This is a genomic window from Pseudomonas sp. NCCP-436 (assembly GCF_019656335.1).
Taxonomy (GTDB): Bacteria; Pseudomonadota; Gammaproteobacteria; order Pseudomonadales; family Pseudomonadaceae; genus Aquipseudomonas.
The window spans coordinates 84,510-107,189 of record NZ_BPLZ01000006.1; the positions used below are offsets into that span (position 1 = coordinate 84,510).

Annotated in this window: 19 protein-coding genes; 7 read left to right on the forward strand and 12 right to left on the reverse strand. The window is 61.5% G+C overall.

Features of this window, described 5'->3' with window-relative positions:
- Nucleotides 1–25: 25 nt before the first annotated feature.
- The gene (locus tag NCCP436_RS08635) at nt 26–1,720 is read right to left on the reverse strand and encodes an L-lactate permease (protein WP_220803583.1); all 1,695 of its coding nucleotides are present in this window, start codon (nt 1,718–1,720) and stop codon (nt 26–28) included.
- Nucleotides 1,721–2,006: 286 nt separating this feature from the next.
- Here NCCP436_RS08635 and NCCP436_RS08640 point away from each other — a divergent pair, with 286 nt between their 5' ends.
- Nucleotides 2,007–2,774, forward strand: coding sequence for an FCD domain-containing protein (locus tag NCCP436_RS08640; protein ID WP_220803584.1), 768 nt, complete (start codon nt 2,007–2,009; stop codon nt 2,772–2,774).
- A gap of 25 nt (nt 2,775–2,799) precedes the next feature.
- Here NCCP436_RS08640 and smpB read toward each other — a convergent pair whose 3' ends face one another.
- Nucleotides 2,800–3,282, reverse strand: coding sequence for an SsrA-binding protein SmpB (gene smpB / locus NCCP436_RS08645; RefSeq protein ID WP_220803585.1), 483 nt, complete (start codon nt 3,280–3,282; stop codon nt 2,800–2,802).
- A gap of 161 nt (nt 3,283–3,443) precedes the next feature.
- Between smpB and NCCP436_RS08650 the strand changes: the two genes are divergently transcribed.
- Nucleotides 3,444–3,878, forward strand: a complete 435-nt coding sequence (locus tag NCCP436_RS08650) for a type II toxin-antitoxin system RatA family toxin (protein WP_220803586.1) — start codon at nt 3,444–3,446, stop codon at nt 3,876–3,878.
- Nucleotides 3,871–4,191 carry an RnfH family protein gene (locus tag NCCP436_RS08655; protein WP_220803587.1) on the forward strand — a complete coding sequence of 107 codons (321 nt, stop codon included), beginning with the start codon at nt 3,871–3,873 and terminating at the stop codon, nt 4,189–4,191. The genes NCCP436_RS08650 and NCCP436_RS08655 overlap by 8 nt, the downstream gene beginning before the upstream one ends.
- A gap of 283 nt (nt 4,192–4,474) precedes the next feature.
- Here NCCP436_RS08655 and clpB read toward each other — a convergent pair whose 3' ends face one another.
- The 4 genes from clpB to NCCP436_RS08675 form a co-directional block, all read right to left on the reverse strand.
- Nucleotides 4,475–7,039 carry an ATP-dependent chaperone ClpB gene (gene clpB / locus NCCP436_RS08660; RefSeq protein ID WP_220803588.1) on the reverse strand — a complete coding sequence of 855 codons (2,565 nt, stop codon included), beginning with the start codon at nt 7,037–7,039 and terminating at the stop codon, nt 4,475–4,477.
- A 129-nt stretch (nt 7,040–7,168) separates the two neighbouring features.
- Nucleotides 7,169–7,906: a nitroreductase family protein gene (locus tag NCCP436_RS08665; RefSeq protein WP_220803589.1), complete on the reverse strand. Its 738-nt coding sequence runs from the start codon at nt 7,904–7,906 to the stop codon at nt 7,169–7,171.
- 88 nt (nt 7,907–7,994) lie between these two features.
- Entirely contained in the window at nt 7,995–8,504 is a 510-nt protein-coding gene (locus NCCP436_RS08670) for a glutathione peroxidase (protein WP_220803590.1), read from the reverse strand.
- A 146-nt stretch (nt 8,505–8,650) separates the two neighbouring features.
- The gene (locus NCCP436_RS08675; protein ID WP_220803591.1) at nt 8,651–9,136 is read right to left on the reverse strand and encodes a peptidylprolyl isomerase; all 486 of its coding nucleotides are present in this window, start codon (nt 9,134–9,136) and stop codon (nt 8,651–8,653) included.
- Between NCCP436_RS08675 and NCCP436_RS08680 the strand changes: the two genes are divergently transcribed.
- The 4 genes from NCCP436_RS08680 to NCCP436_RS08695 all read left to right on the forward strand — a co-directional run bounded on the left by NCCP436_RS08680 (nt 9,029) and on the right by NCCP436_RS08695 (nt 13,851).
- The gene (locus NCCP436_RS08680; protein WP_375709479.1) at nt 9,029–9,436 is read left to right on the forward strand and encodes a DUF3565 domain-containing protein; all 408 of its coding nucleotides are present in this window, start codon (nt 9,029–9,031) and stop codon (nt 9,434–9,436) included. The two genes, NCCP436_RS08675 and NCCP436_RS08680, sit on opposite strands and share 108 nt — an antisense overlap.
- 10 nt (nt 9,437–9,446) lie before the next feature.
- A complete protein-coding gene (locus NCCP436_RS08685; RefSeq protein ID WP_220803593.1) occupies nt 9,447–10,631 on the forward strand; it encodes an acetate kinase in 1,185 nt (394 codons plus the stop codon).
- 7 nt (nt 10,632–10,638) lie between these two features.
- Nucleotides 10,639–12,732 carry a phosphate acetyltransferase gene (pta, locus tag NCCP436_RS08690; RefSeq protein ID WP_220803594.1) on the forward strand — a complete coding sequence of 698 codons (2,094 nt, stop codon included), beginning with the start codon at nt 10,639–10,641 and terminating at the stop codon, nt 12,730–12,732.
- A gap of 222 nt (nt 12,733–12,954) precedes the next feature.
- Nucleotides 12,955–13,851 carry an acyltransferase gene (locus NCCP436_RS08695; protein ID WP_220803595.1) on the forward strand — a complete coding sequence of 299 codons (897 nt, stop codon included), beginning with the start codon at nt 12,955–12,957 and terminating at the stop codon, nt 13,849–13,851.
- Between the two features lie 45 nt (nt 13,852–13,896).
- Here the strand turns inward: NCCP436_RS08695 and NCCP436_RS08700 are convergent, their stop codons facing one another.
- From NCCP436_RS08700 to NCCP436_RS08725, 6 genes are all read right to left on the reverse strand, one after another.
- Nucleotides 13,897–14,553 carry an OmpA family protein gene (locus tag NCCP436_RS08700; RefSeq protein WP_220803596.1) on the reverse strand — a complete coding sequence of 219 codons (657 nt, stop codon included), beginning with the start codon at nt 14,551–14,553 and terminating at the stop codon, nt 13,897–13,899.
- A gap of 143 nt (nt 14,554–14,696) precedes the next feature.
- Nucleotides 14,697–15,365: an OmpA family protein gene (locus tag NCCP436_RS08705; protein ID WP_220803597.1), complete on the reverse strand. Its 669-nt coding sequence runs from the start codon at nt 15,363–15,365 to the stop codon at nt 14,697–14,699.
- 65 nt (nt 15,366–15,430) lie between these two features.
- The gene (locus tag NCCP436_RS08710) at nt 15,431–16,075 is read right to left on the reverse strand and encodes an MBL fold metallo-hydrolase (RefSeq protein ID WP_220803598.1); all 645 of its coding nucleotides are present in this window, start codon (nt 16,073–16,075) and stop codon (nt 15,431–15,433) included.
- A 165-nt stretch (nt 16,076–16,240) separates the two neighbouring features.
- Nucleotides 16,241–18,985, reverse strand: a complete 2,745-nt coding sequence (locus NCCP436_RS08715) for a LuxR C-terminal-related transcriptional regulator (protein WP_220803599.1) — start codon at nt 18,983–18,985, stop codon at nt 16,241–16,243.
- A 148-nt stretch (nt 18,986–19,133) separates the two neighbouring features.
- Nucleotides 19,134–20,501, reverse strand: coding sequence for a DUF1329 domain-containing protein (locus NCCP436_RS08720; RefSeq protein ID WP_220803600.1), 1,368 nt, complete (start codon nt 20,499–20,501; stop codon nt 19,134–19,136).
- 32 nt (nt 20,502–20,533) lie between these two features.
- Nucleotides 20,534–22,534: a DUF1302 domain-containing protein gene (locus tag NCCP436_RS08725; protein ID WP_220803601.1), complete on the reverse strand. Its 2,001-nt coding sequence runs from the start codon at nt 22,532–22,534 to the stop codon at nt 20,534–20,536.
- Nucleotides 22,535–22,680: the final 146 nt, after the last annotated feature.

Sequence of the window (22,680 nt, forward strand, 5' to 3'; positions counted from 1 at the left end):
GCCGGGGCGCATCAGGCTGGAACTGTCAGAGACCGACCAGCGGGTCGCTAACACCGAGCACATAAATAGCCAACAGCGCAATGATGCCGCTGAAAAGAACGTAGTACAGCGTCGGCCAGATGGTCTTACGCAGCGTGCTGCCTTCACGACCAAGCAAACCAACGGTTGCAGAAGCGGCTACCACATTGTGGATTGCCACCATGTTGCCAGCGGCTGCGCCAATGGCCTGTACCGATACGATCAGTGCTCCGGAGATACCCAGGCTACTGGCCACGCCGAACTGGAACTGACTGAACATCATATTGCTGACCGTATTGGAGCCGGCAATAAAGGCCCCCAGTGCCCCAATGCTCGGAGCCAGCAGCGGGTAGACGCCGCCGACACTGTCGGCCACCCAGCGGGCCATCAGAATCGGCATGCTGGCCAGTTCAGCACCGTTGATGCCGGAGTTGATCAGGATGCGCACCATCGGTACGGTGAACAACAACACGAAGCCGGCACTGAGCAACACACTGGACGACTCCTTCACCGCCCGGCCCAGCTCACGAGCCTTCATACCGTGCAGGAAATAAGTGGCCAGCACCACCGCAACCAGGATTCCACCCGGCAGGAAGAGTGGCTGGAAGTCCGCGTTGATGCCGGCCTCGCCCAACAGATTGGGGAACACCACCACTACCGACTTGAGCGTGGCGCCGACTTCGGGGAAGACCCGGCTGATCACCAACAGAGCACCGACCAGCACATAGGGCAACCAAGCGCGAAATGCGCTCATCGGCTTGCAGGTCAGTTCATCCAGCTTCATTTCCACGCTGCCCAACCACTCGCTCGGCCACTTGTCCGCCGGGGCGAAGTCCCAAGTGCGCTTGGGCACCAGGAAACCGACGCGAGCCGCGCTGGTGACGATGGCCAGCCCAATCAGACCACCAAGCAGCGACGGGAATTCCGGGCCGAGGAAAACGCCAGTGGCCGCATAGGGCAGGACAAATGCCAAGCCGGCAAACAGGGCGAAAGGCAGCACTTCCAGGCCTGCTTTCCAACTTTTTTCTTCTCCGAAGAAGCGGGTCAACATCAGCACCATGATCAGCGGCATCAGTACACCAACAATGGCGTGGATGATCGCTACCTCGCTGCTGATCAATTGCAGGAACTGCGCCCAGGAAGAACCTTGCTCAACCAGTTGAGCACCAATACTGGCGGTATCCAGACCGGTGTTAACGCCAATCAGGATTGGCGTCCCCACCGCACCGAAAGACACCGGAGTACTCTGCACCAGCATACCCAGCAATACCGCGGCCATAGCCGGGAAGCCGATGGCGACCAGCAGCGGAGCCGCAATAGCGGCCGGCGTACCAAAGCCTGATGCACCTTCAATGAAACTACCGAACAGCCAGGCAATGATGATCGCCTGGATGCGACGATCCGGGCTGATGGTGGCAAAACCGGCGCGAATGGCAGTGATACCCCCAGAGTGCTTGAGGGTGTTCAACAGCAGGATCGCGCCGAAAATGATCCACAGCACGCCGCCAGTGATGATCAGCCCCTGCAGGGTAGAAGCAAGGATACGATTGAAGCTCATGTCCCACACCAGCAGACCGATGAGCACCGTCACCAGATAAACCAAAGGCATGGTGCGCTTGGCGGGCCAGCGCAGGCCTATCAGCAGGATGGCTGCCAGCAGGATGGGAGAAAACGCCAGCAGGGCAAGGATACCGTTGGACATTGGTTCTTACTCCACTGCAGAGCGCATGCGAGGCAACAAAAGAGACAGGGCACGGCGCATAGCGTTACGGTCGATCATGAGAGATCTCCTCGGGAACTGGTTCTTGTTCTTGGTTAGAATAAATTGGTCATACCAATTTACATGCAGACAGACTCAGGTTAAAAGTCGATCAGTTGGCTGTCAAACGGGATCTCTAAGACTTTGGTCGTAAAGGGTCGCCTTGTCCGACGATGGGCAGCGCTATAGGCTTGCGCAATGTTGGTCAAACCAATGGAGATTTCGAGAGATGGAAATTGGGGTGGTACGGCAGCGCCGCCTTTCCGACGACATCGTCGCGCAGCTGGAAACCATGATTCTTGAAGGCACCCTGCGCGCCGGCGAGCGGTTGCCGGCCGAGCGGGCGCTGGCCGAGCAGTTCGGCGTGTCACGGCCTTCGCTGCGCGAAGCAATCCAGAAGCTGGTGGCAAAGGGGTTGCTCACCAGTCGCCAGGGGGGCGGCAACTACGTTGCCGAGTCACTCGGTTCGACTTTCAGCGACCCACTGCTGCAACTGCTGGAAAATAAGGAAGATGCCCAGCGCGACCTGCTCGAATTTCGCCACACCCTGGAAGGCTCCTGCGCCTACTATGCCGCCCGGCGTGCCACCGACATCGACCGCCAGCGACTGAGCGATGCCTTCCAGGCGCTACAGGACTGCTATGAGCGGGCTGGCAAAGTAACCCGATCCGAAGAAGGAGCGGCCGACGCGCGCTTCCATCTGGCTATCGCCGAGGCCAGTCACAATGCGGTGCTGTTGCATACCATCCGCGGACTGTTCGACCTGCTCAAACGTAACGTGGTGACCAATATTGGCGGCATGTACGCCCAACGCGAGGAAACCCGCGACATGCTGATCCGACAGCACCGGGCACTCTACGAAGCGATCATGGAGGGACGGGCCGAGGATGCCCGCGAGCTGTCCCAGCGGCATATCGACTATGTGCAGGAGGTATTGTCGGAAGTGCAGCTGGAGGCCCAGCGACTGGCTCGGGCGCAACGCCGCCAGAGCCTGTGAGCCAGACGGCGTCGCCTGCTGACGTTTAGTCGTCCCTGCCCTTGCTGCGCATAGCTCGCTGGACTTCACGATTGGCGTCACGCTCTTTCTCGACGTGGCGCTTGTCGAAATCCTTCTTACCCTTGGCCAGGGCAATTTCGCATTTGACCAAGTGCTGCTTCCAGTAAAGCGAAAGCGCTACGCAGGTGTAGCCCTTCTGCTGCACGGCGCCGAACAGTTTATCCAGCTCGCGCTTGTTCAGTAGCAACTTGCGGGTGCGGGTCGGGTCTGCGATCACGTGGGTGCTGGCGGTCTTCAACGGAGTGATGTGCGCGCCCATCAGCCATGCCTCATCGTCCTTGAGCAGCACGTAGCTGTCCACCAGTTGCGCCTTGCCGGCGCGCAGGCTCTTGACCTCCCAGCCGGCCAGAGCGACGCCAGCCTCGAACTTGTGCTCGATGAAATAGTCGTGCAGCGCCTTCTTGTTCAGCGCGATGGTGCCTTGGGGATGTTTCTTTTGCTTAGCCATAGGGCGGGCATTATAGGGAGTCGCCGGCGCCGGCGCCATGGGCGCGCTTGAGCCGAGTGAGCATATCCCGGACAATGTGCGCTTCTTCCTGCGCAGTGCCGGTTCGCCATGGAGCCGACGCCGACTGAGCGCACGCAGTACCCGTGGCGGAGCTGATCTGCATGACTACTCGCATTCAACGTTCTGCCCTGCTGCCCTATCCGGCGCAGGCGCTTTTCGATCTGGTCAACGACGTGGCCAGTTATCCACAGTTCCTGCCCTGGTGTGCCGCCAGCGAGGTCATGGAAGCCAGCGAGACGCACATGGTGGCCAGCCTGGAGGTGGCCAAGGGTGGTCTGAGCCAGCGCTTCGTCACCCGCAATACCCTGCAACCAGGACAGCGTATAGAGATGAATCTCAAGGAAGGGCCCTTCACCAGCCTGCACGGAGTCTGGGAGTTCAAGGCCCTGGGCGACAAGGCCTGCAAAATCACCCTGGATCTGAGCTTCGACTACGCCGGTTCGTTGGTACGGGCGACTCTTGGTCCACTGTTCAACCAGGCGACAAACACCATGGTCGATGCCTTCTGTCAGCGAGCAAGACAGCTCTATGGCTGAGCAATGCATTGCCATCGAGGTGGCTTGCGCCCTGCCGCAGCGGCAGATGCTGCTGCGCCTGAACGTAGCGCCAGGCACCACCCTGCGCGAGGCGGCGCAGGCTTCCGGTTTGCAGCAGACTTTTCCGGAGTTTGACCTGCAGACTGCTCCTCTCGGGATCTTCGGCAAGCGGATCCTGAAGCCGGAGGAATATGTGCTGGAAGGTGGCGAGCGGGTAGAGATATACCGCCCGTTGGTTGCCGACCCCAAGGAAGTGCGCAAGCTACGAGCAGCCCGGGCCAGGGCAAGGGCTGCAGGCGAAGCTGATTCCTAGGCTTTATGCGAGCCTCAGTGCTGCGAGCAGGCTCAGAATGCTCATTTACAGCACCTAGACTACGCCTCCTCGCCCGTTTCTGACTTGCCCGGCCTCCCACGACGACTTCGCTTACAGCCCCCTGACTCTGGCTATAAAGAAAGCCGGGACGGCATTGCGCAGCTCGGGCATAAGCATGCCCAGACACACTGAATCACCGCCCGCGGTCATCATTGGCAGGGGCGGTGAGAACAATATGCTGCACGGCTTTCGTGAACTGCCTTAGACCCAGTTTGCAGCGGGATCAGGCAAAAACAATTTCCTCGCCCTCCACCTTCGCCTGCACCTGAGCACCCGGAGCAAAGTCGCCAGCCAGGATGCGCTGCGCCAACGGGTTCTCGATCCAGCGCTGGATCGCACGCTTGAGCGGCCGCGCACCATACACCGGGTCGTAGCCGACGGCGATCAGCTTGTCGAGCGCCTCCGGCGTCAGCTCCAGGCTCAGCTCGCGCTCGACCAGGCGACCACGCAGGCGCTGCAGCTGAATCTCGGCAATGCCGGCGATCTGCTCGCGGCCTAACGGTTCGAACACCACCACCTCGTCGATACGGTTGACGAATTCTGGACGGAAGTGGCTGCCAACAGCATCCATCACCGCAGCACGCTGCGCTTCACGGTCACCGGCCAGCTCCTGAATCTGCGCCGAGCCGAGGTTGGAGGTCATCACAATCACGGTATTTTTAAAGTCCACCGTGCGCCCGTGGCTGTCGGTCAGGCGGCCATCTTCCAGCACCTGCAACAGCACGTTGAATACGTCCGGATGAGCCTTTTCCACCTCATCCATCAGCACCACCGAGTAAGGCTTGCGGCGCACCGCTTCGGTCAGATAGCCGCCCTCCTCGTAGCCAACATAGCCGGGCGGTGCCCCGATCAGACGGGCGACGCTGTGCTTCTCCATAAACTCGGACATGTCGATGCGCACCAGTGCCTCCTCGGTATCGAAGAGGAACTCGGCCAGCGCCTTGCACAGCTCGGTCTTGCCCACACCGGTCGGGCCGAGGAAGAGGAATGAACCGCTCGGCCGGTTCGGGTCGGCAAGCCCTGCACGAGAACGGCGCACAGCGTTGGCCACGGCCACCACCGCCTCGTCCTGGCCGATCACCCTCTGGTGCAGCAGTGCCTCCATCTTCAGCAGTTTTTCGCGCTCGCCTTCGAGCATCTTGCTCACCGGGATGCCCGTCCACTTGGACACCACCTCTGCAATTTCCTCGTCGGTAACCTTGTTACGCAGCAGCTGCTTTTCCACCTGGCCATGCTGTTCGGCCATTTGCAGGCTGCGCTCCAGATCCGGGATGGTCTGGTACTGAATGCGCGCCATGGTTTCCAAATCGCCCTTGCGCCGCGCCGCCTCCATCTCCTGACGGGCCTGCTCGATCTTCTGCTGAATCTGTGCCGAGCCCTGTACCTCGGCCTTCTCCGACTTCCAGATCTCCTCCAGGTCCGCGTATTCCTTCTCCAGCTTGGCGATGTCCTCTTCCAGCTTTTCCAATCGCTTCCTGGTCGCCTCGTCGTCTTCCTTCTTCAGCGCTTCACGCTCAATCTTCAACTGAATGAGGCGGCGGTCGAGGCGATCCAGCTCTTCGGGTTTGGAGTCGATCTCCATACGGATGCGGCTGGCGGCCTCGTCGATCAGATCGATGGCCTTGTCCGGCAACTGGCGGTCGGTGATATAGCGATGGCTGAGCTTGGCCGCCGCAATGATCGCACCGTCGGTGATGGTCACACCGTGGTGCACTTCGTAACGCTCTTTAAGACCACGCAGGATGGCGATGGTGTCCTCCTCGGACGGCTCGTCCACCAGCACCTTCTGGAAGCGACGCTCCAGGGCGGCGTCCTTCTCGATGTACTGACGGTACTCGTCGAGGGTTGTGGCGCCCACGCAATGCAGCTCGCCACGGGCCAGTGCCGGCTTGAGCATGTTGCCGGCATCCATCGCCCCCTCGGCCTTGCCGGCACCGACCATGGTGTGCAGCTCGTCGATAAACAGGATCACCCGCCCTTCTTGTTTCGCCAGCTCGTTGAGCACGGCTTTCAAGCGCTCTTCGAACTCACCGCGGAACTTGGCACCAGCGATCAGCGCCCCCATGTCCAGCGCCAGCAGACGCTTGTCCTTGAGCCCGTCCGGTACCTCGCCATTGATAATGCGCTGGGCCAACCCCTCGGCGATGGCGGTCTTGCCGACGCCAGGTTCACCGATCAGCACCGGGTTGTTCTTGGTGCGCCGCTGCAGCACCTGGATGGTGCGGCGGATCTCATCGTCACGGCCAATTACCGGATCGAGCTTGCCTTCCTCGGCCCGCCTAGTCAGGTCGACCGTGTACTTGTCCAGCGCCTGGCGCGCCTCTTCGGCATTGGGGTCGTTCACTGCTTGGCCGCCGCGCAGGTTGGCGATAGCATTCTCCAGCGCCTTCTTCGACACGCCCTGGCCAAGCAGCAGCTTGCCCAGTCGGGTGTTCTCATCCATGGCAGCAAGTAGTACCAGCTCACTGGAGATGAACTGGTCACCCTTCTGCTGCGCCAGGCGGTCTGCCTGGTTGAGCAGACGGGCCAGTTCCTGCGACAGGTTGATGTCGCCGGTAGGGTTTTGCAGTTTGCCGAGCTGATCCAGCTCGCGGGTCAGGGCCTGCCGAAGGCTGGTCACGTCAAAGCCGACCTGCATCAGCAGAGGCCTGATCGAACCGCCCTGCTGGTCTAGCAGTGCCAGCATAAGGTGCAGAGGTTCAATGGCGGAATGATCCATGCCCACCGCCAGAGACTGGGCATCGGAGAGTGCAAGCTGAAGCTTGCTGGTCAATCGGTCGATACGCATAGTTGTCCTTCCTTCAGAAGAGCGGGCCGGGATTGACTCCCCGAACACAGAAACCCGCCGAGATGAAGCCTAGATAAGGACGATTACGCCGTATTCAACCACCCCATTCTTGATCCAGGTCAAACCGGCCTACAGCCAGGTGACATGCTGATCCTGCGGGAAGCGCAGGCGCGGGTTATACACGCCTTTCTCGCCCTGGCGCCCCACCGCCAGCAGCATCACCGGAAGCGCCCGGCGGGGGATGTCCAGCATGCGGCGCAGGCGCTTCTCGTCGAAGCCCTCCATCGGACAGCTGGAGTAACCATGACTCTGGAAGGCAAGCATCAGATTCTGCGCCGCCAGCGCAGTGGACTTGACCGCCCATAAACGCATGTCGGCATGACTGTTGGGCCTGCGCATCAGTGGCCTGCGCAAGCCGACCAGGCGCACCAATTGACGTTTCAACAACCCGAACAAGCCCAGTGGCCCCTGGTTGTACTGCAACAGTGCAGTCTTGCCATAAAAGTGCCGGATACGCGGCGGCACCTCGGCCTCCGGCCAGTATTCGATGATCCTGCTACAGGCCTGACTCCAAGTATCCGGACGCGCCAGCACAACGATGATCAACGGTGCCCGCGCCGCATTCTGCCCCATGCATACCCGATGCAGCCGGGCCAGCAGCGCCGGCTCACGGATCACCTGAAAGCTCCACGGCTGCAGGTTGCAAGAGCTGGGTGCCAGCATCGCCAGCTCTAGGCAGTCGCGGATTACCGCATCCGATACCGGCTCGGCAGTGAAACGGCGTACAGCACGACGACTTTCGATCAAAGCCCGCAGCGCAGCCGGCGAAGCCATGGCCTGGTCGGACTGATGGGGCAATTGAGTCATGACACACTCCTCGACCGCTTGACCGATTAAGCAGCCGGCTGCCGCAGCAGGCAAGGCCAGAGGAGGAAATAGCCGCCAGATTGGCTGATCAGCCGCGCTCTGCGGCCTCACTGGTCAGGCCAAGGGCCTTCTCCACAGCCTGGACCAGAGCCGGATCTTCCGGCGTAGTCCGTGGAGAGAAACGCGCCAGTACCCGACCATCCGGCCCGACCAGAAACTTCTCGAAGTTCCAACTGATGTCGCCCGGAAACTCCGCGCCCTCACCAGCCAGCAGGCGATATAGCGGATGGCGGTCAGCACCGTTTACGTCCATCTTTCCGCTCAGCGGAAAGCTCACGCCGTAGTGGGTGGAACAGAACTCGCGAATTTCCTCGGGGCTGCCCGGCTCCTGCCCGGCAAACTGGTTGCAGGGAACCCCCAGCACGCAGAATCCCTTGTCGCGGTACTGCTGGTGAAGTTTTTCCAGCCCGGCGTACTGCGGGGTCAGCCCACACCGGGAAGCCACATTGACCACCAGCATCACCTGGCCCTTGTAGGACGCCAGTGGCAGATCCTGACCATCCAGCGCGCGCAGATTAAGACTGTGAAAGACACTCATGTCGAACATCCTCGGCGAATTCAGTGCGGCGGCGCCAGGCTGCCGGTTCCACACGAAAAGGGCGCCCTTAAGGCGCCCTGAACGCAAGCTTGAGCTTAGCAGCGGATGCTGCCGACCGAGCGACCGCAAGTCGCCCGGGCAATGACTCAGTGGTGGTGACCACCTTCGCCGTGGATGTGACCGTGCGCCACTTCTTCGGCACTGGCGTCACGCACGTTAACCACCTTGACCTTGAAGTTCAGGCGCTGGCCAGCCAGCGGGTGGTTGCCATCGACGGTTACGTCGTCGCCATCAATATCGCGGATGGTGACGATCTGCATGCTGCCATCCGGGCCGGAAGCATGGAACTGCATGCCGACTTCCAGGGTATCGACGCCTTCGAACATGGCGCGATTGAGGGTAGCAACCAGCTCGGCGCTGTATTCGCCGTAGGCTTCTTCCGGCTCAACCGAGACTTCGAGCTCATCGCCGACTTGCTTGCCGGTCAGGGCCTTTTCCAGGCCGATGATGATGTTGCCTGCACCATGCAGATACACCAACGGAGCGCCGCCAGCCGAGCTGTCGATCACCTCACCGGCATCGTTGGTCAGGGTATAGTCGATGGAGACAGCCTTGTTGGCGGCGATCAGCATGGGGGAGACCTTTTGCAAGAGAATGATGAACGGTCGAGTTTAACCAAGGCAGCCGGCGAATGCGACCCGAGGGCGGACAAACGGCCCCGGATCGACACCGTGCGCCTGCTTGACTTCCGTCAGGACGAACAGGGCGACTGGGTGGCAGTCTTGTCCTGCGGGCATACTCAACACCTGCGTCACAGCCCTCCCTGGCAGAATCGCCCGTGGGTTCTCGATTCTGCTCAGCGCCAGACTCGTCTGGGCAACTTTTTTCCCTGCGGCTGGTGTGCACAGGCGCAGTCGAATGAAGCAATCTAAGGAAGTGTAAATGTCTGCACGCAATATTCTGGTGATCAACTGCGGCAGTTCGTCAATCAAGTTCGCCCTGGTCAACGAGGCTCAGGAGGAGTTCACCCTAAGCGGCCTGGCCGAACGCCTCGGCAGTCCCGAGGCAGTGCTGCACTGGCAACAGGGCGAGCAGCGCGACAGCCAGGTCATTGCCGGCGCCAACCATCGACAGGCGCTGTCGCACCTGCTGCCGATCGCCCAGCGCGTGGCCGGCGGACAACTCCACGGCATCGGCCATCGCGTGGTGCATGGTGGCGAAGACTTTCCTGGTGCCTGCCGGCTGGACGAAGTCAGCCTGCAGGCCATCCGTAAACTGGCACCACTGGCGCCACTGCATAACCCGGCCAACCTGCTGGGTATTGAAGCGGCCATGAAGCTGTTTCCCCAACTGGTACAGGTTGCGGTATTCGATACGGCCTTTCATCAGACTCTGCCAGAGCATGCCTATCGCTACGCCTTACCCGAGGTGATGTACCGTGAGCACGGCGTGCGTCGCTACGGCTTCCACGGCACCAGCCATCGCTACGTCGGCCAGCAGGCAGCACATCTCTGCGGACTTTCCTTCAGCGCCAGCAGCTGGCTGGTCGCCCACCTGGGCAACGGCTGCTCCACCTGCGCCATCGAGAACGGCCTCAGCCGGGACACCAGCATGGGCCTGACTCCGCTGGAAGGCCTGGTCATGGGCACACGCAGCGGCGATGTCGACCCCAATCTGTACAGCCACCTGGCACGCACACTGGGCTGGAGCCTGGAGCAGATCGACGCCATGTTAAACCGGGAAAGCGGCCTGTTCGGCCTCTCTGGGCTGTCCAATGATATGCGCACTCTGGAGCAGGCCCGCGAACAGGGCCACCCAGGCGCTACACTGGCTATCGAGGTATTCTGCTACCGCCTGGCCAAGTCGCTGGCGGCCATGAGTTGCGCGCTACGGCAACTGGACGGCCTGATTTTCACCGGCGGCATCGGCGAAAATTCCGCACTGGTGCGCAGCAAGACCTTGGAACACCTGACCCTGCTCGGCCTGAAGCTGGACGAGCAGGCCAATTGCCGCTGTCCCCGTGGCGTCGCCAGCGCCATCCACGCCGAAGGCCATCCACGAATCCTGGTGATCCCCACCAACGAAGAGCGGCAGATCGCCCTCGACACGCTCGCCCTGCTCGACTGAGGCTCACATGCATACTTTCTTCATCGCCCCCACCGGCTTTGGTGTCGGTCTTACCTCCATCAGCCTGGGCCTGGTCGGCGCCCTCGAACGCAGCGGCCTCAAGGTGGGCTTCTTCAAGCCCATCGCCCAGCCGCATGCCGGCGACCTGGGGCCGGAGCGCTCTAGTGAACTGGTCGCCCGCACTCACGGCCTGAACTCGCCGCCCCCCCTGCCACTGGCCCATGTCGAACGCATGCTCGGTGACGGTCAGCTCGACGAGCTGCTGGAGGAGATCATCAGCCTCTACCAGCAGGCAGCCGAGGGCAAGGACGTGGTGATCGTCGAAGGCATGGTGCCAACCCGCCATGCCAGCTACGCCGCGCGCGTCAACTTCCACCTGGCCAAAAGCCTGGATGCAGACGTGATTCTGGTCAGTGCGCCGGAAGACGAGACGCTGACCGAGCTTTCCGATCGTATCGAGATCCAGGCCCAGCAGTTCGGAGGCCCCAGGGATCCGAAGGTACTCGGCGTAATTCTCAACAAGGTGCGTAGCGAGGACGGTATCGAAGATTTCACCGAACGCCTGCAGGAGCTCTCGCCACTGCTCAGGACCGACGATTTCCGCCTGCTCGGCTGCATTCCCTGGCGCGACGAGCTGAACGCGCCACGCACCAAGGACGTGGCCGAACTGCTTGGTGCACGCATTCTCAACGCCGGTGACTACGAGCAGCGGCGAATGATGAAGATCGTGCTCTGTGCCCGCGCCGTGGCCAACAGCGTGCAGCTCCTCAAGCCCGGCACCCTGGTGGTCACTCCTGGCGACCGTGACGACATCATTCTCTCCGCCAGCCTCGCAGCGATGAACGGCGTACCTCTGGCCGGCCTGCTGCTGTGCAGCGATTTCGTACCGGACCCACGCATCATGGAGCTGTGCCAGGGCGCACTGGCCGGCGGTCTGCCGGTAATGACGGTGAGCACCGGTTCCTACGATACCGCCACCAACCTCAACCGCCTGAACAAGGAAATCCCGCTGGATGACCGCGAGCGGGCAAAGACTGTCGCCGATTTCGTCGCCAGCCACCTTGATCACGACTGGCTGAGCAGCCGCTGCGGCAATGCTCGCGAACGGCGTCTGTCGCCACCGGCATTCCGTTATCAGCTGGTGCAGCGGGCCAAGGCCGCAGCCAAGCGTATCGTCCTGCCGGAAGGTGCCGAACCGCGCACCGTGCAGGCCGCCGCAATCTGCCAGGCGCGCGGCATTGCCCACTGCGTACTGCTGGCCAAGCCGGAAGAAGTTCAGGCCGTGGCACGCTCGCAGGGCATTGAGTTGCCTGAAGGTCTGGAGATCCTTGATCCGGATCTGATTCGCAGCCGCTACGTCGAACCCATGGTCGAATTGCGCAAAGGCAAGGGGCTCAACGCCCCGATGGCCGAAGCACAGTTGGAGGACACAGTGGTGCTGGGCACCATGATGCTGGCGCTGGACGAAGTGGACGGCCTGGTCTCCGGTGCCGTCCATACCACCGCCAGCACCATCCGCCCTGCCCTGCAACTGATCAAGACAGCACCGGGTTACAACCTGGTGTCGTCGGTGTTCTTCATGCTCCTGCCGGATCAGGTACTGGTCTACGGCGATTGCGCGGTGAACCCGGATCCAGACGCCGAGCAACTGGCCGAGATCGCCCTGCAGAGTGCCGAGTCGGCGCAGGCCTTCGGCATCACCCCGCGGGTGGCCATGCTCAGCTACTCCACCGGCGACTCCGGCAGCGGCGAGGAAGTGGAAAAAGTGCGCCAGGCCACCCGCCTGGCTCGCCAGAAACGCCCGGATCTGCTGCTGGACGGTCCTCTGCAATACGATGCTGCCGCTATCGAGAGCGTCGGCCGGCAGAAAGCGCCACACAGCCCAGTGGCCGGCCGCGCCACAGTGTTCGTGTTCCCGGATCTGAACACCGGCAACACTACCTACAAGGCCGTGCAACGCAGCGCCGACTGCATCAGCGTCGGGCCGATGCTGCAGGGGCTGCGCAAACCGGTCAACGATCTCTCGCGCGGCGCGCTGGTCGACGACATCGTCTTTACCATCGCTCTGACCGCCATCCAGGCGGCCAGCCAGGCACACTAAGAGCAGCGTTGGCGGCGTACATCGAGGGGCTGTACCACGCCGTCGCCGGCACCACGCGGTCAGATCTGGCACTTGCAGGTCAGTGCACAAGCGTTAACCTTGGCAGCCCAACCGGCTCGTCGCATGGAATGCCGCAGCCATTTCTGATCGATACGGGGCCCGGAAACGCCCCGTACCCAGGCCGCTATAACTGCGCAACCTGGCCACGGAGGCGTTCATTCAATGCTGCACTTCCTTCCCGCGCCGCTACGTGGCGTGATCGCGAGCCTGCTGCTGGGGCTCAACACCCTGTTCTGGTGCTGGCCGCTGTTCCTGGTGGCCCTGCTCAAGCTGTTGCTGCCCTTTGCCCCGGCACAGCGCACACTGCGCTCTGTCATGCACGGCATCGCCGAAAGCTGGATCGGCTTCAACAACTTCTGGATCCGCCTGGTCGGCCGCATCGACTGGGACGTCAGAGGGCTGGAGCGCTTCGACACCCGCCATTCCTATCTGGTGACCAGCAATCACCAGAGCTGGGTCGACATCCTGGTGCTGCAGTACCTGCTCAATCGGCGCATGCCGCTGCTGAAGTTCTTTCTCAAGCAGGAGCTGATCTGGGTACCGGTGATAGGGCTGTGCTGGTGGGCACTGGAGTTCCCCTTCATGAAGCGTTTCAGCAAGGAATATCTGGCCAAACACCCGGAAAAGCGCGGCCAGGATCTGGCCACCACGCGCAAGGCCTGCGAGCGTTACAAAACCAATCCGGTGGCGGTGTTCAACTTCCTCGAGGGCACGCGCCTGACCCTGGCCAAACACGCCCAGCAGCAGTCGCCGTTCCGTCACCTGCTCAAGCCCAAGGCCGGCGGCATCGCCTTCGTGCTTGACGCCATGGGCGAGCAACTGCACGCCATCGTCAACGTCACCATCCGCTACCCGCACGGCGTACCGGGTTTCTGGGACATTCTCTGCGGGCGTCTGGACGCCGTACAGGTACGTCTGAGGCAGGTGGAGATTCCACAGGAGTTCCTCGGCCGCAACTACGATCAGGATGAAGCCTATCGCCTGGCCTTCCAGCAATGGGTCAATCGTCTGTGGGAGGAAAAGGACGCCGAGCTGGAGAGCCTGCGCAACGCAGCCTGAGACCTTCGCAGGAAACGGCCCCCGCACCGGGGGCCGTGAAACGGATCAAAGCGGCTGCAGGTTGATCTCGACGCGGCGGTTCTGCGCCCGACCAGCCTCATTGGCGTTACTGGCGATCGGCTGGCTGGGGCCGGCGCCATACACGGAAATCCGCTGACCGGACACGCCGTTGGCCATCAGGTAACTGGCCACGCTCTGCGCACGGCGCTCGGACAGGCTCTGGTTGAGCGCCTGGGAGCCCGTGCTGTCGGTATGACCAACGATGTTCACGCCGTTCTTGTCGAACTCCTTGAATACCCGAACCAACGAATTGAGTGTGGGGTAGAAGCTGCTGGAGATGTCGGCCGAGTTGCTGGCAAAGGTGATGTGGCCCGGCATGATCAGCGTCAGATCGTTGCCATTGCGCTGCACCTGCACCCCCGTGCCCTGCAGGGTCTGGCGCAGCTTGGCTTCCTGGGTGTCGACGTAGTAGCCATAGCCACCACCAGCCGCGCCTCCCACGGCCGCGCCGATCAGCGCGCCCTTGGCCCGGTCCTTCTTGCTTGAAGTGGCCGCACCGATTACGGCCCCGGTTGCGGCACCGATACCGCCATAGATGCCCGCCTTGCCGGCTTGCTGCTCACCGGTATAGGGATTACTGGTACAGCCGGCCAAGATAGCCAGCAAAGCCGTGGAGGCGATCAGATTACGCCTGGTTTTCATAGAACTTCCTTAAGTATTGCTTGGGCTACATGGCACACGTGCCGGCTGCTTCGAGCCGTCTACGCTGGCCAAGTTCCGCTGAGTTTACCTACCGACACGACTGTGAATCGCGGCAGGCTGCCGTTCTGTCGGCTGCAGCACACTCACTGAGCGCCAGGCAACGGCCGCAGTGTCACCTCAACCCTGCGGTTCTGCGCTCGCCCGTCGGCGGTGGCGTTGCTTGCCACTGGCTGATCCGGACCAACGCCGCGGATACTGATCCGCTCCGGGTCAACACCCTGTGCCAGCAGGTAATCAGCCACGCTTTGCGCTCGACGCTGCGACAGCCCCATGTTGTAGCTGTGTGAGCCGGTGCTGTCGGTATGCCCGACGATTTCGATGCTGTTCTGCTGATACTGACGGAAGGAGTTGGCCAGATTATTCAGCGGCTGGTAGAAGCTGCTGGCGATCTGCGCCGAATCGGTAGCGAAGGTGATATTCCCCGGCATGATCAACTGGATCACATCCCCCTGACGCTGCACCTCAACCCCTGTGCCCTCCATGCTGCGACGCAGTTCCTGCTCCTGACGGTCGGCGTAGTAACCGTACCCCGCTGCTGCAGCTCCAGCCACAGCCGCCCCGATCAAAGCCCCCTTGCCGCGATTGTCATGATTGATCAGCGCTCCGGCCGCCGCGCCGGCCAACGCTCCCAGCCCGCCGTAGCTGGCGGTGCGGTTGCTGCCCGACGCCTGCTGGTCATAGGGATTTTGAGAAGCGCAGCCACTTAGCAGCAACGCCGAAGAACACAGGACGACAAGAGGAAAGCGATACATAAGGGCATCTCCATGTACGATGACTGATGGCCTTTTGAGTGCTTGTGATGCCTATTAGTGCCGCGTCATGCCCGAATAAAAGGGTTCTCGCGCATCTCGTCACCCAGCCGAGTATCCGGGCCGTGCCCCGTCACTACGGTGGCTTCCTCGTCAAGCCGATACAGTCGCTGCCTGATCGAACGTTCGATGGTCGCATAGTCGCCACCCCACAGATCGGTACGGCCAATCCCCCTGCGGAACAGGGTGTCGCCGGCGATCAGCAGCTTGGCATCAGCGAACCAGAAGCTCATCGAGCCCGGTGTATGTCCCGGAGTATGCAGGGCTACTCCACAGCCGCAGGCCAGCTCCTCGTCATCGGCCAGCCAGCGATCCGGGGCCGGCACCGGAGTGTAGGGCACACCAAACATGTTGCACTGCATCTCCAGGTTGTCCCAGAGAAACTGGTCGTCCTTGTGCAGATGCAGAGTAGCCCCGGTTTTTTCCTTCAACTGCCCGGAAGCCAGAAAGTGATCGAGATGGGCATGGGTGTGAATAATGCTCACCACCTTCAGCCCATGAGCCTCCAGCCGCGCCATGATCAGATCCGGGTTACCGCCCGGATCAACCACAATGGCCTTTTTCGTCAGCGGATCGCCAATGATGGTGCAGTTGCACTGCAAGGGGCCGACAGGGAAGGTTTCGCGTATGAGTGCAGGTTGTTCGACTTGCATGGGAATTCCTATAGGACGAAGAGCAATATCCGGCGTAACGCAGGCACTTGGGGCCTACCGACGGAGAGCTCCGGGCACAGGTGTGAAGGGTGACTGCAACCGCCCAGAACTTTCAACACCTCGCTGCTGGCAATGTCGGCGCCGCGCGGCCGCACGCTGCCTGAATCAGGGCAACAGACCCAAAGCCTTGGCCCGCGCCACCGCCTGGGTACGCCGCTCGACACCCAATTTGCTGTTGATATGGCGGGCATGCGTCTTGACCGTATGCAGCGAGATAAACAACTGCTCGCTGATTTCCTGATTGGAGCAGCCGCGGGCGATCAACTGCAACACTGCCAGTTCGCGGCTGCTGAGTTTCTCGGGCAGCGCTTCGACATCTCCCAACACTGGCCTTTCAGCGGGCTGCCCTCCGGGAAGATGGCGCAGCAAAGCATCACGTACCGGGCCTGGCGGATTAAGCAGCAATCTCTCGCGCAGCCACTGTGGCTGATGATGAATTAGCTCGATGAAAGGCAGCAGCGCACCGCCTTCAGCGCTTCGCAGACAGCCGTCAAGCTGTTGTTGCGCTTCACGCTCACGACCGCTCTGGCGTAGTAACTGGGCCAGTTGCGCCTGAGCCATCAGACCGACCAGTTGTCCACCGATCCCCTGGGCACGTTGATGCAGGGCCCGAAGGCGTCGCTCGGCATCCTCGGGCCGTCCCAAATGACGCTCCAGCGCGGCCTGCTGCAGGTCGATATGCAGCGCCAACTGCGTATGCAGCTCCGGAGCCAAGGCCCCGTCCTGTTCGCCATAGATTTCTTCCAACTGCGGCAACCAGGCTGCAGCCAGCTCCACCTGGCCCTGGCACAGCCAGAGCTCGCACTTGATCAGGGTGATCATGGCCAGGTAGTAAATCGCCGGGACATCCCAGACATGCATCAGCCGCTCGGCCTCTGCGAGCAAGGCGAAAGCCTCGGCCGTACGTCGCTGTCGCCCTTCCAGACTGGCCAGCACGCAATAGCCGACGACCACCCCGACATCGCGGCAAGCACGCGCCTCGGCAATTCCGGCACGCAAGCGCTCGGCTGCCTCCGGCTGCAGACGCTGACTGAGCAAATATCCTTCATGCAGGGCAAGTCGCGCCCGCACCGAGTAACCGCGCTGCGGCGCCAAATTCTGTAGACAGGCCAAGCCCTGGTGCACCTCGCCGAGAGCCCGCAGTACCTCGCCGCGGGCCTGCAAGACACGGGCACGCTCGTGATGAGCCACCGCTTCAAGCAACGGATTGCCGATACGCTGGGCCAACTCCAGCCCCTCGCGATTAAGACTGCGCGTACGCCACAGGTCGCCCCGTGCCATGGCCAGGTTGGCCAGTGCCATCAGACACATAAAGTGTGGCCCGTAACGGTCGTCCGGCAGACCGCTAAGTGCCTCGCTACATTGCCGCTCGGCCCGCTCAGCATCGCCACGGCCACGGGCAATGATGCCGTCAAGAGCCTGCCACTGAGCCAGCAAACTGCGCTGCTGTTGGTCGTCGGCCGCCGGTAGAAAGCGTCCTAGCCGATCGAGCAGATCCTGGGCCGCATCCAACTGGCAGGCGAGCGCCAGCGCCCAGCCATAGAGCATGATCAGTCGCGGTGTACTGGCCAGAAGATCTTCCGGCAGATCCGCCTTCCAGCGAAGTAGCTGGACAATATTCTGCTCGGCCAGCATCTGCTCCTCGGAGAGGTTCTGCACCAGGCTGGCGGCGACATCGGGCTGGCCGGCCAGCAGCGCCTGTTCGATGGCGGCATCCAGCATGCCCTGCGCCGTGAACCAGCGGCAGGCACGCAGGTGGGTACTACCGAGTGAAACGCTCAAGTCCTCGGCCGGACGGGCATTGAGCAAATCCGAGAACAGGTGGTGATAGCGGAACCAACGGCCATGCTCGTCCAGTGGTACGAGAAACACTTGATGGGACTGCAGATGGTGAAGGATTGCGGCACTGTCATGACTGTCGCGAACCGCATCACACAGCTCAGCGCAGAAGCGCTCCAGACAAGCCGTATCGTAGAGAAACTGTTGTACGTGCACTGGCTGACGCTCAATCACCTCTTCCAGCAGGTATTCGCGTATGAGGCCTTCCCGCCCCTGCAGCGGCAGGCCTTCCCCTGACTCTTCGTCCTGCGCTTGCGCCGCCAGCAGCCAAAGACGCATACCTGCCACCCACCCCTCGCTGCGCTCCAGCAGCCCCATGAGCTGGGACTGCCCCAGCCGCGCGCCCTGGCTCGACAGCAGGGCCTCCAGCTCACTGGCGGTCAGCCGCAGATCATTCTCGCTCATTTCCAGCAATTGCCGGGACAGGCGCAACCGCGCCAGATGCCAGTCCGGTCGCTGCCGGCTGGTGACCAATAGCAATACGCCCGGCGGCAGATGATTGAGGAGAAATTGCAAACAGCGATCGAGCACCGCCCCCTGGGCCAGGTGGTAGTCATCCAGCACCAAAAGCAGCGGCTGACCGTCATCCAGCTCGCGATTCAGTTCGTCGAGTACATCGTCCAGCCATTGTTCATAGGCAAAAGGCTGGTGGCGCTGACGCATCTTCAGCAGCGCCAGCGCCTCATCGCCCAGTTGCGGGAAGAATTGCCGCATCCCCTGGAGCAGACGCTCAAGAAAGCGTCCAGGATCCTCGTCACGCTCGCCAAGCCCCAGCCAGAGGCTGCGCCAGTGAGACGGCAGACGCTCGCAGAATTCGATGGCCAAAGAACTCTTGCCGAAGCCGGCCGGTGCGCAGACCAGCAACAAGCGCCCCTGCAGCCCCTGCTCCAGTCGCTCGCAGAGACGGGGGCGCGCTACATGCCCGGCTGGGAGCGGAGGACGAAAGAAACGGGCCTCGACCGGCGTTGCCGGCACGTACGGAGAATCTGACAAACGGGAAAAATCTGTCATCGGCCGACTCTTGACGATCCACTGAGGCCACCACGGGCGCGACTCGGATCAGCCTAGCGATTTGCCATGGGCATTTGAAGCCTCGGCTACAGACCGTAACGAAAAAGCCGGCGTGATGCCGGCTTTTTCGTCGTGCAGGAACTATGCTCTAGCGCACACCCGCCTGGCGCAGGGCTGCCGGAGTGAAGTCGCTGCTGGACGCCTTGTAGTTGAAGTCGTAGGCCTGTTTCTCCTCGTTCTTCATACCCAATGCCAGATAGCGGCCGGACAGCAGATCGTACAGGGTTTCGAGGGTATACCAGGGCACCTGTTTGTCGTAGTAGTACTGGGCATGAGCCTCTGCCACGCGCCACAGGGTGCCACGACCATCGTAATGATCGATCAGCGCGGCTTGCCAGGTATCCTCATCGATGTAGAAGTCACGCTTGCTGTAGATGTGGCGCTCACCTGATTTCAGGGTTGCGGTCACATGCCATACGCGGTGCAGTTCGTAACGAGTCAGATCCTGATTGATATGGCCGGCCTTGATGACGTCGGTGTATTTCAGGCTTGGCGAATCCAGCTTATAGGCGTTGTAGGGGATGTAGATCTCCTTCTTGCCAATAAGCTGCCAGTCGTAACGGTCAGGAGCGCCGTTGAACATGTCCAGCGCATCGGATGTGCGCAGACCATCTGCAGCGGTACCCGGACCATCATAGGACACCTGAGGCGCACGGCGCACACGGCGCTGTCCGGCGTTGTACAGCCAGGCCAGGCGCGGTTCCTTTACCTGGTCGAGTGTTTCATGCACCAGCAGCACGTTACCGGCCAGACGCGACGGAGCTGTCACTCGCTGCTTGAAGTAGAAGAGAACGTTGCTCTCCTTGCTCGGGTCGTAGTCGGTCAACGCATCACGGAAGACAAACTCGTCCTGGAAGTACACCAGCGAGAACGAGCCGTTGGCCTGAGGCGTGGCCTGCGTCACTAGGCGCCGGACACTGCCGCCGCGGTAGCGGGTGATATGGTTCCAGATGACTTCCAGACCGTTCTTTGGAATCGGGAACGGGTTGGCTGTACGGAAGTTTTCCAGACCGTTGCCACCTGCGATCAGATTGGTATTGACCGCGTTGTGCTTGGTCGCTTCGATCACCGAGTCCGGAACAGTGGCCGACCGATGGGTCGAGTAGACCGGCATTTTGTAGGTTTCCGGGTAACGCTTGAACATCGCCATCTGGCCCGGAGTCAGCTTGTCTTTGTACTGTTCTGCGTTCTGCGCAGTGATGATGAACTGCGGCTGTTCGGTAACAAACGGATCGGACAGAAAGCCTCGCGCGTCAGCCGTACCGGCATTGGTCGGCAGCCCGCCGGTCCAGGCCGGAATCGTGCCGTCAGCATTACCCGCCATCTCCGCGCCCAGCGGAGTCAACGTGGTGCCGAGCTTGGCTGCTTCGTCCGGCGATACTGCCGCCATGACACCACTTGCCAACAGCGACAGGGTCAGGACACCACTTTGCCACAGAGTTTTCGTTGTTTTCATTTGCATCATGATTCCTCGAAGTTCCCGACCGCTCAGAAGTTCATACCGAAGCTGAGAGCAATGAAGTCGCGATCAACCGCCGTGTTGTATTTGCCGCCAAAGAAGTCGGTGTAGGACAGACTTGCGGTATAGGTATTCTGGTAGTCGGCATCCAGACCGAAGCTGACGGCCTTGGCACCTTCGGTGAACAGGCCGTTGGGGCCGTAGCCGTCAACGTCATGCGCCCAGGAAATGCTCGGCCGCAGGTTCACCCCGGCCAGCGCGTCCGGGTAATCCCAGATGGCACGAGCACGGTAGCCCCACGAAGTGGAAGTGACGAAGCCCTCATTGTTGCAGTGCTTGCTGGGCGAACCCTTGGTGCTAATGGCCAGGGCCTGACATTCGCCATTGGGCAGCTCACCGGAGCCGAATACCGGATCACGGCCGTAACGCGCCTTGCTGGTGCTTTCCAGGCCACCAACGTGGGTTACACCAATTTCGCCCACCAGCGTCAGGCGGCTTGCCCCCATCACCTGATCGAAGAAGTGCGTGAAGGTAGTCTGGAACTGGGTGATCTCCTTGCGGCGGTAGCCATGAGTGGTGCCGCCCGGAGCTCCCGGCAGTACCGACACGTCCGGACGCACCGGAGTCAGACCGCTGTAGAGCACGTCGACGGTGTTGAGCTGCACCGGCGCATTGGGACGATAGCTGATCTCACCGCTCCACGCCGTACCGGTAGGCAGGGTGGTGGAGAAGCTCAGACCATACAGGCGGATATCTTCCGGATACTCCATGAAGTAGTTGCCGGCGCCCGCGATCATCGCCGTGGCGACGCCCGTACCGGCGGCTGCGGCGGCCTGACCGGCTGGAGAAGCCAGCACCTGGCTGGTGATCGTGGCAATCAGCTGCGGATCGGGCACACCGCCCGGGCACAGCGGATGACCACCCAGGCACGCCTGGGTCACCAGACCCTGAACCGACGGCCCGATCAGCCCCTGCACGACCCCCTGCCCAACCCCGGGAGCGGCGGCATAGACCCCTGCCGGACCGGCCTGGCCGCTGAATACCGGGGTACGGCTGTGATAGTTCATCGCATAGAAACCGAACTCGGTATCCAGCGGTTCGAACATGTAGCGGAAGGCAACGCCCCACTGCCCGTCATCACGGGCATCGCGGTCGCCACCACGCGGGATGATTACCCCTTCGGAGGTCACCCGATAGGGATAGCCGGCCGCTTCGGCCGCTGCCAGAAACTGCGGGTTGCCCAGTGCCGGACTCAGCGCAGCCAGGTTGTCGGTACAACCGTCAGCGATCACGTCGCCCTGGGCGAAGAAGGTCCCGCAGTTGTCCACCACAGTCTGATCCCACTCCAGCTGATAAAACGCTTCCATGGAGAGGTTGTCGGTCAGGCTCTGCGACACGTAGAACATATTGACCGGGATCAGACCTTCCTTGATCTCGGCGCCCGGACGGCGAAACGCAGCCGCATCGACCGGGTTGATGGCGTTGATGCTGTTCTGGATGAAGGTGCTCTCACCCCAGCTCACCACCTGTTTGCCTAGCCGAACGGAGCCCGGCTGATTGCCAATGGCATAGTTGTGATAGATGAAGGCGTCGAGAATCTCGCCACCGGAGGATTGCGCGCCTTCCTTGCGGTTATGGTCACTGATGTCCTTGAACAGACGGCTCTCATCCTTCAGTTCGAAGTCATACCAATACTTGCCGCGCACGAACAAACCGGTGTCACGGTACCTCAGCTCCAGGTCATGGATACCCTTGAAGATTTTGGAGAAGGTCTCGCCCCGCTTGAAGTTCAGGCGCGAATCGTCGGTCGTCTGGGAAAGACCGGTACCACCGTTGTTGAAGCCGATGAGATCCTTGTCCGCCTTGGAGGTAGACCAGCTGGCGCCAACTGACAGCGAGGAGTCGAACTGTCCTTCGATCTCACCGATATTGAAAGTGACGCCGAACGCCGGGGCGGCCAGGGTAGAAGCGAGGCTGACGGCCAGCGGCAATCTTGCCAGGCGCCAGCAGGGTTTTGTTCTTGTTGTCATCGACGCTACTCCATGTGTTTTTGTTATGGATGCCTGGAACTATAGCTAGCAGGTAGCACCGCCTGATCCCCCGAAAGTGTGATTTGCCATCCCCCCCCGGAGCACTCTGCCTTGCGGCTTTCAGCCTACCTCCATATCCAAGCATG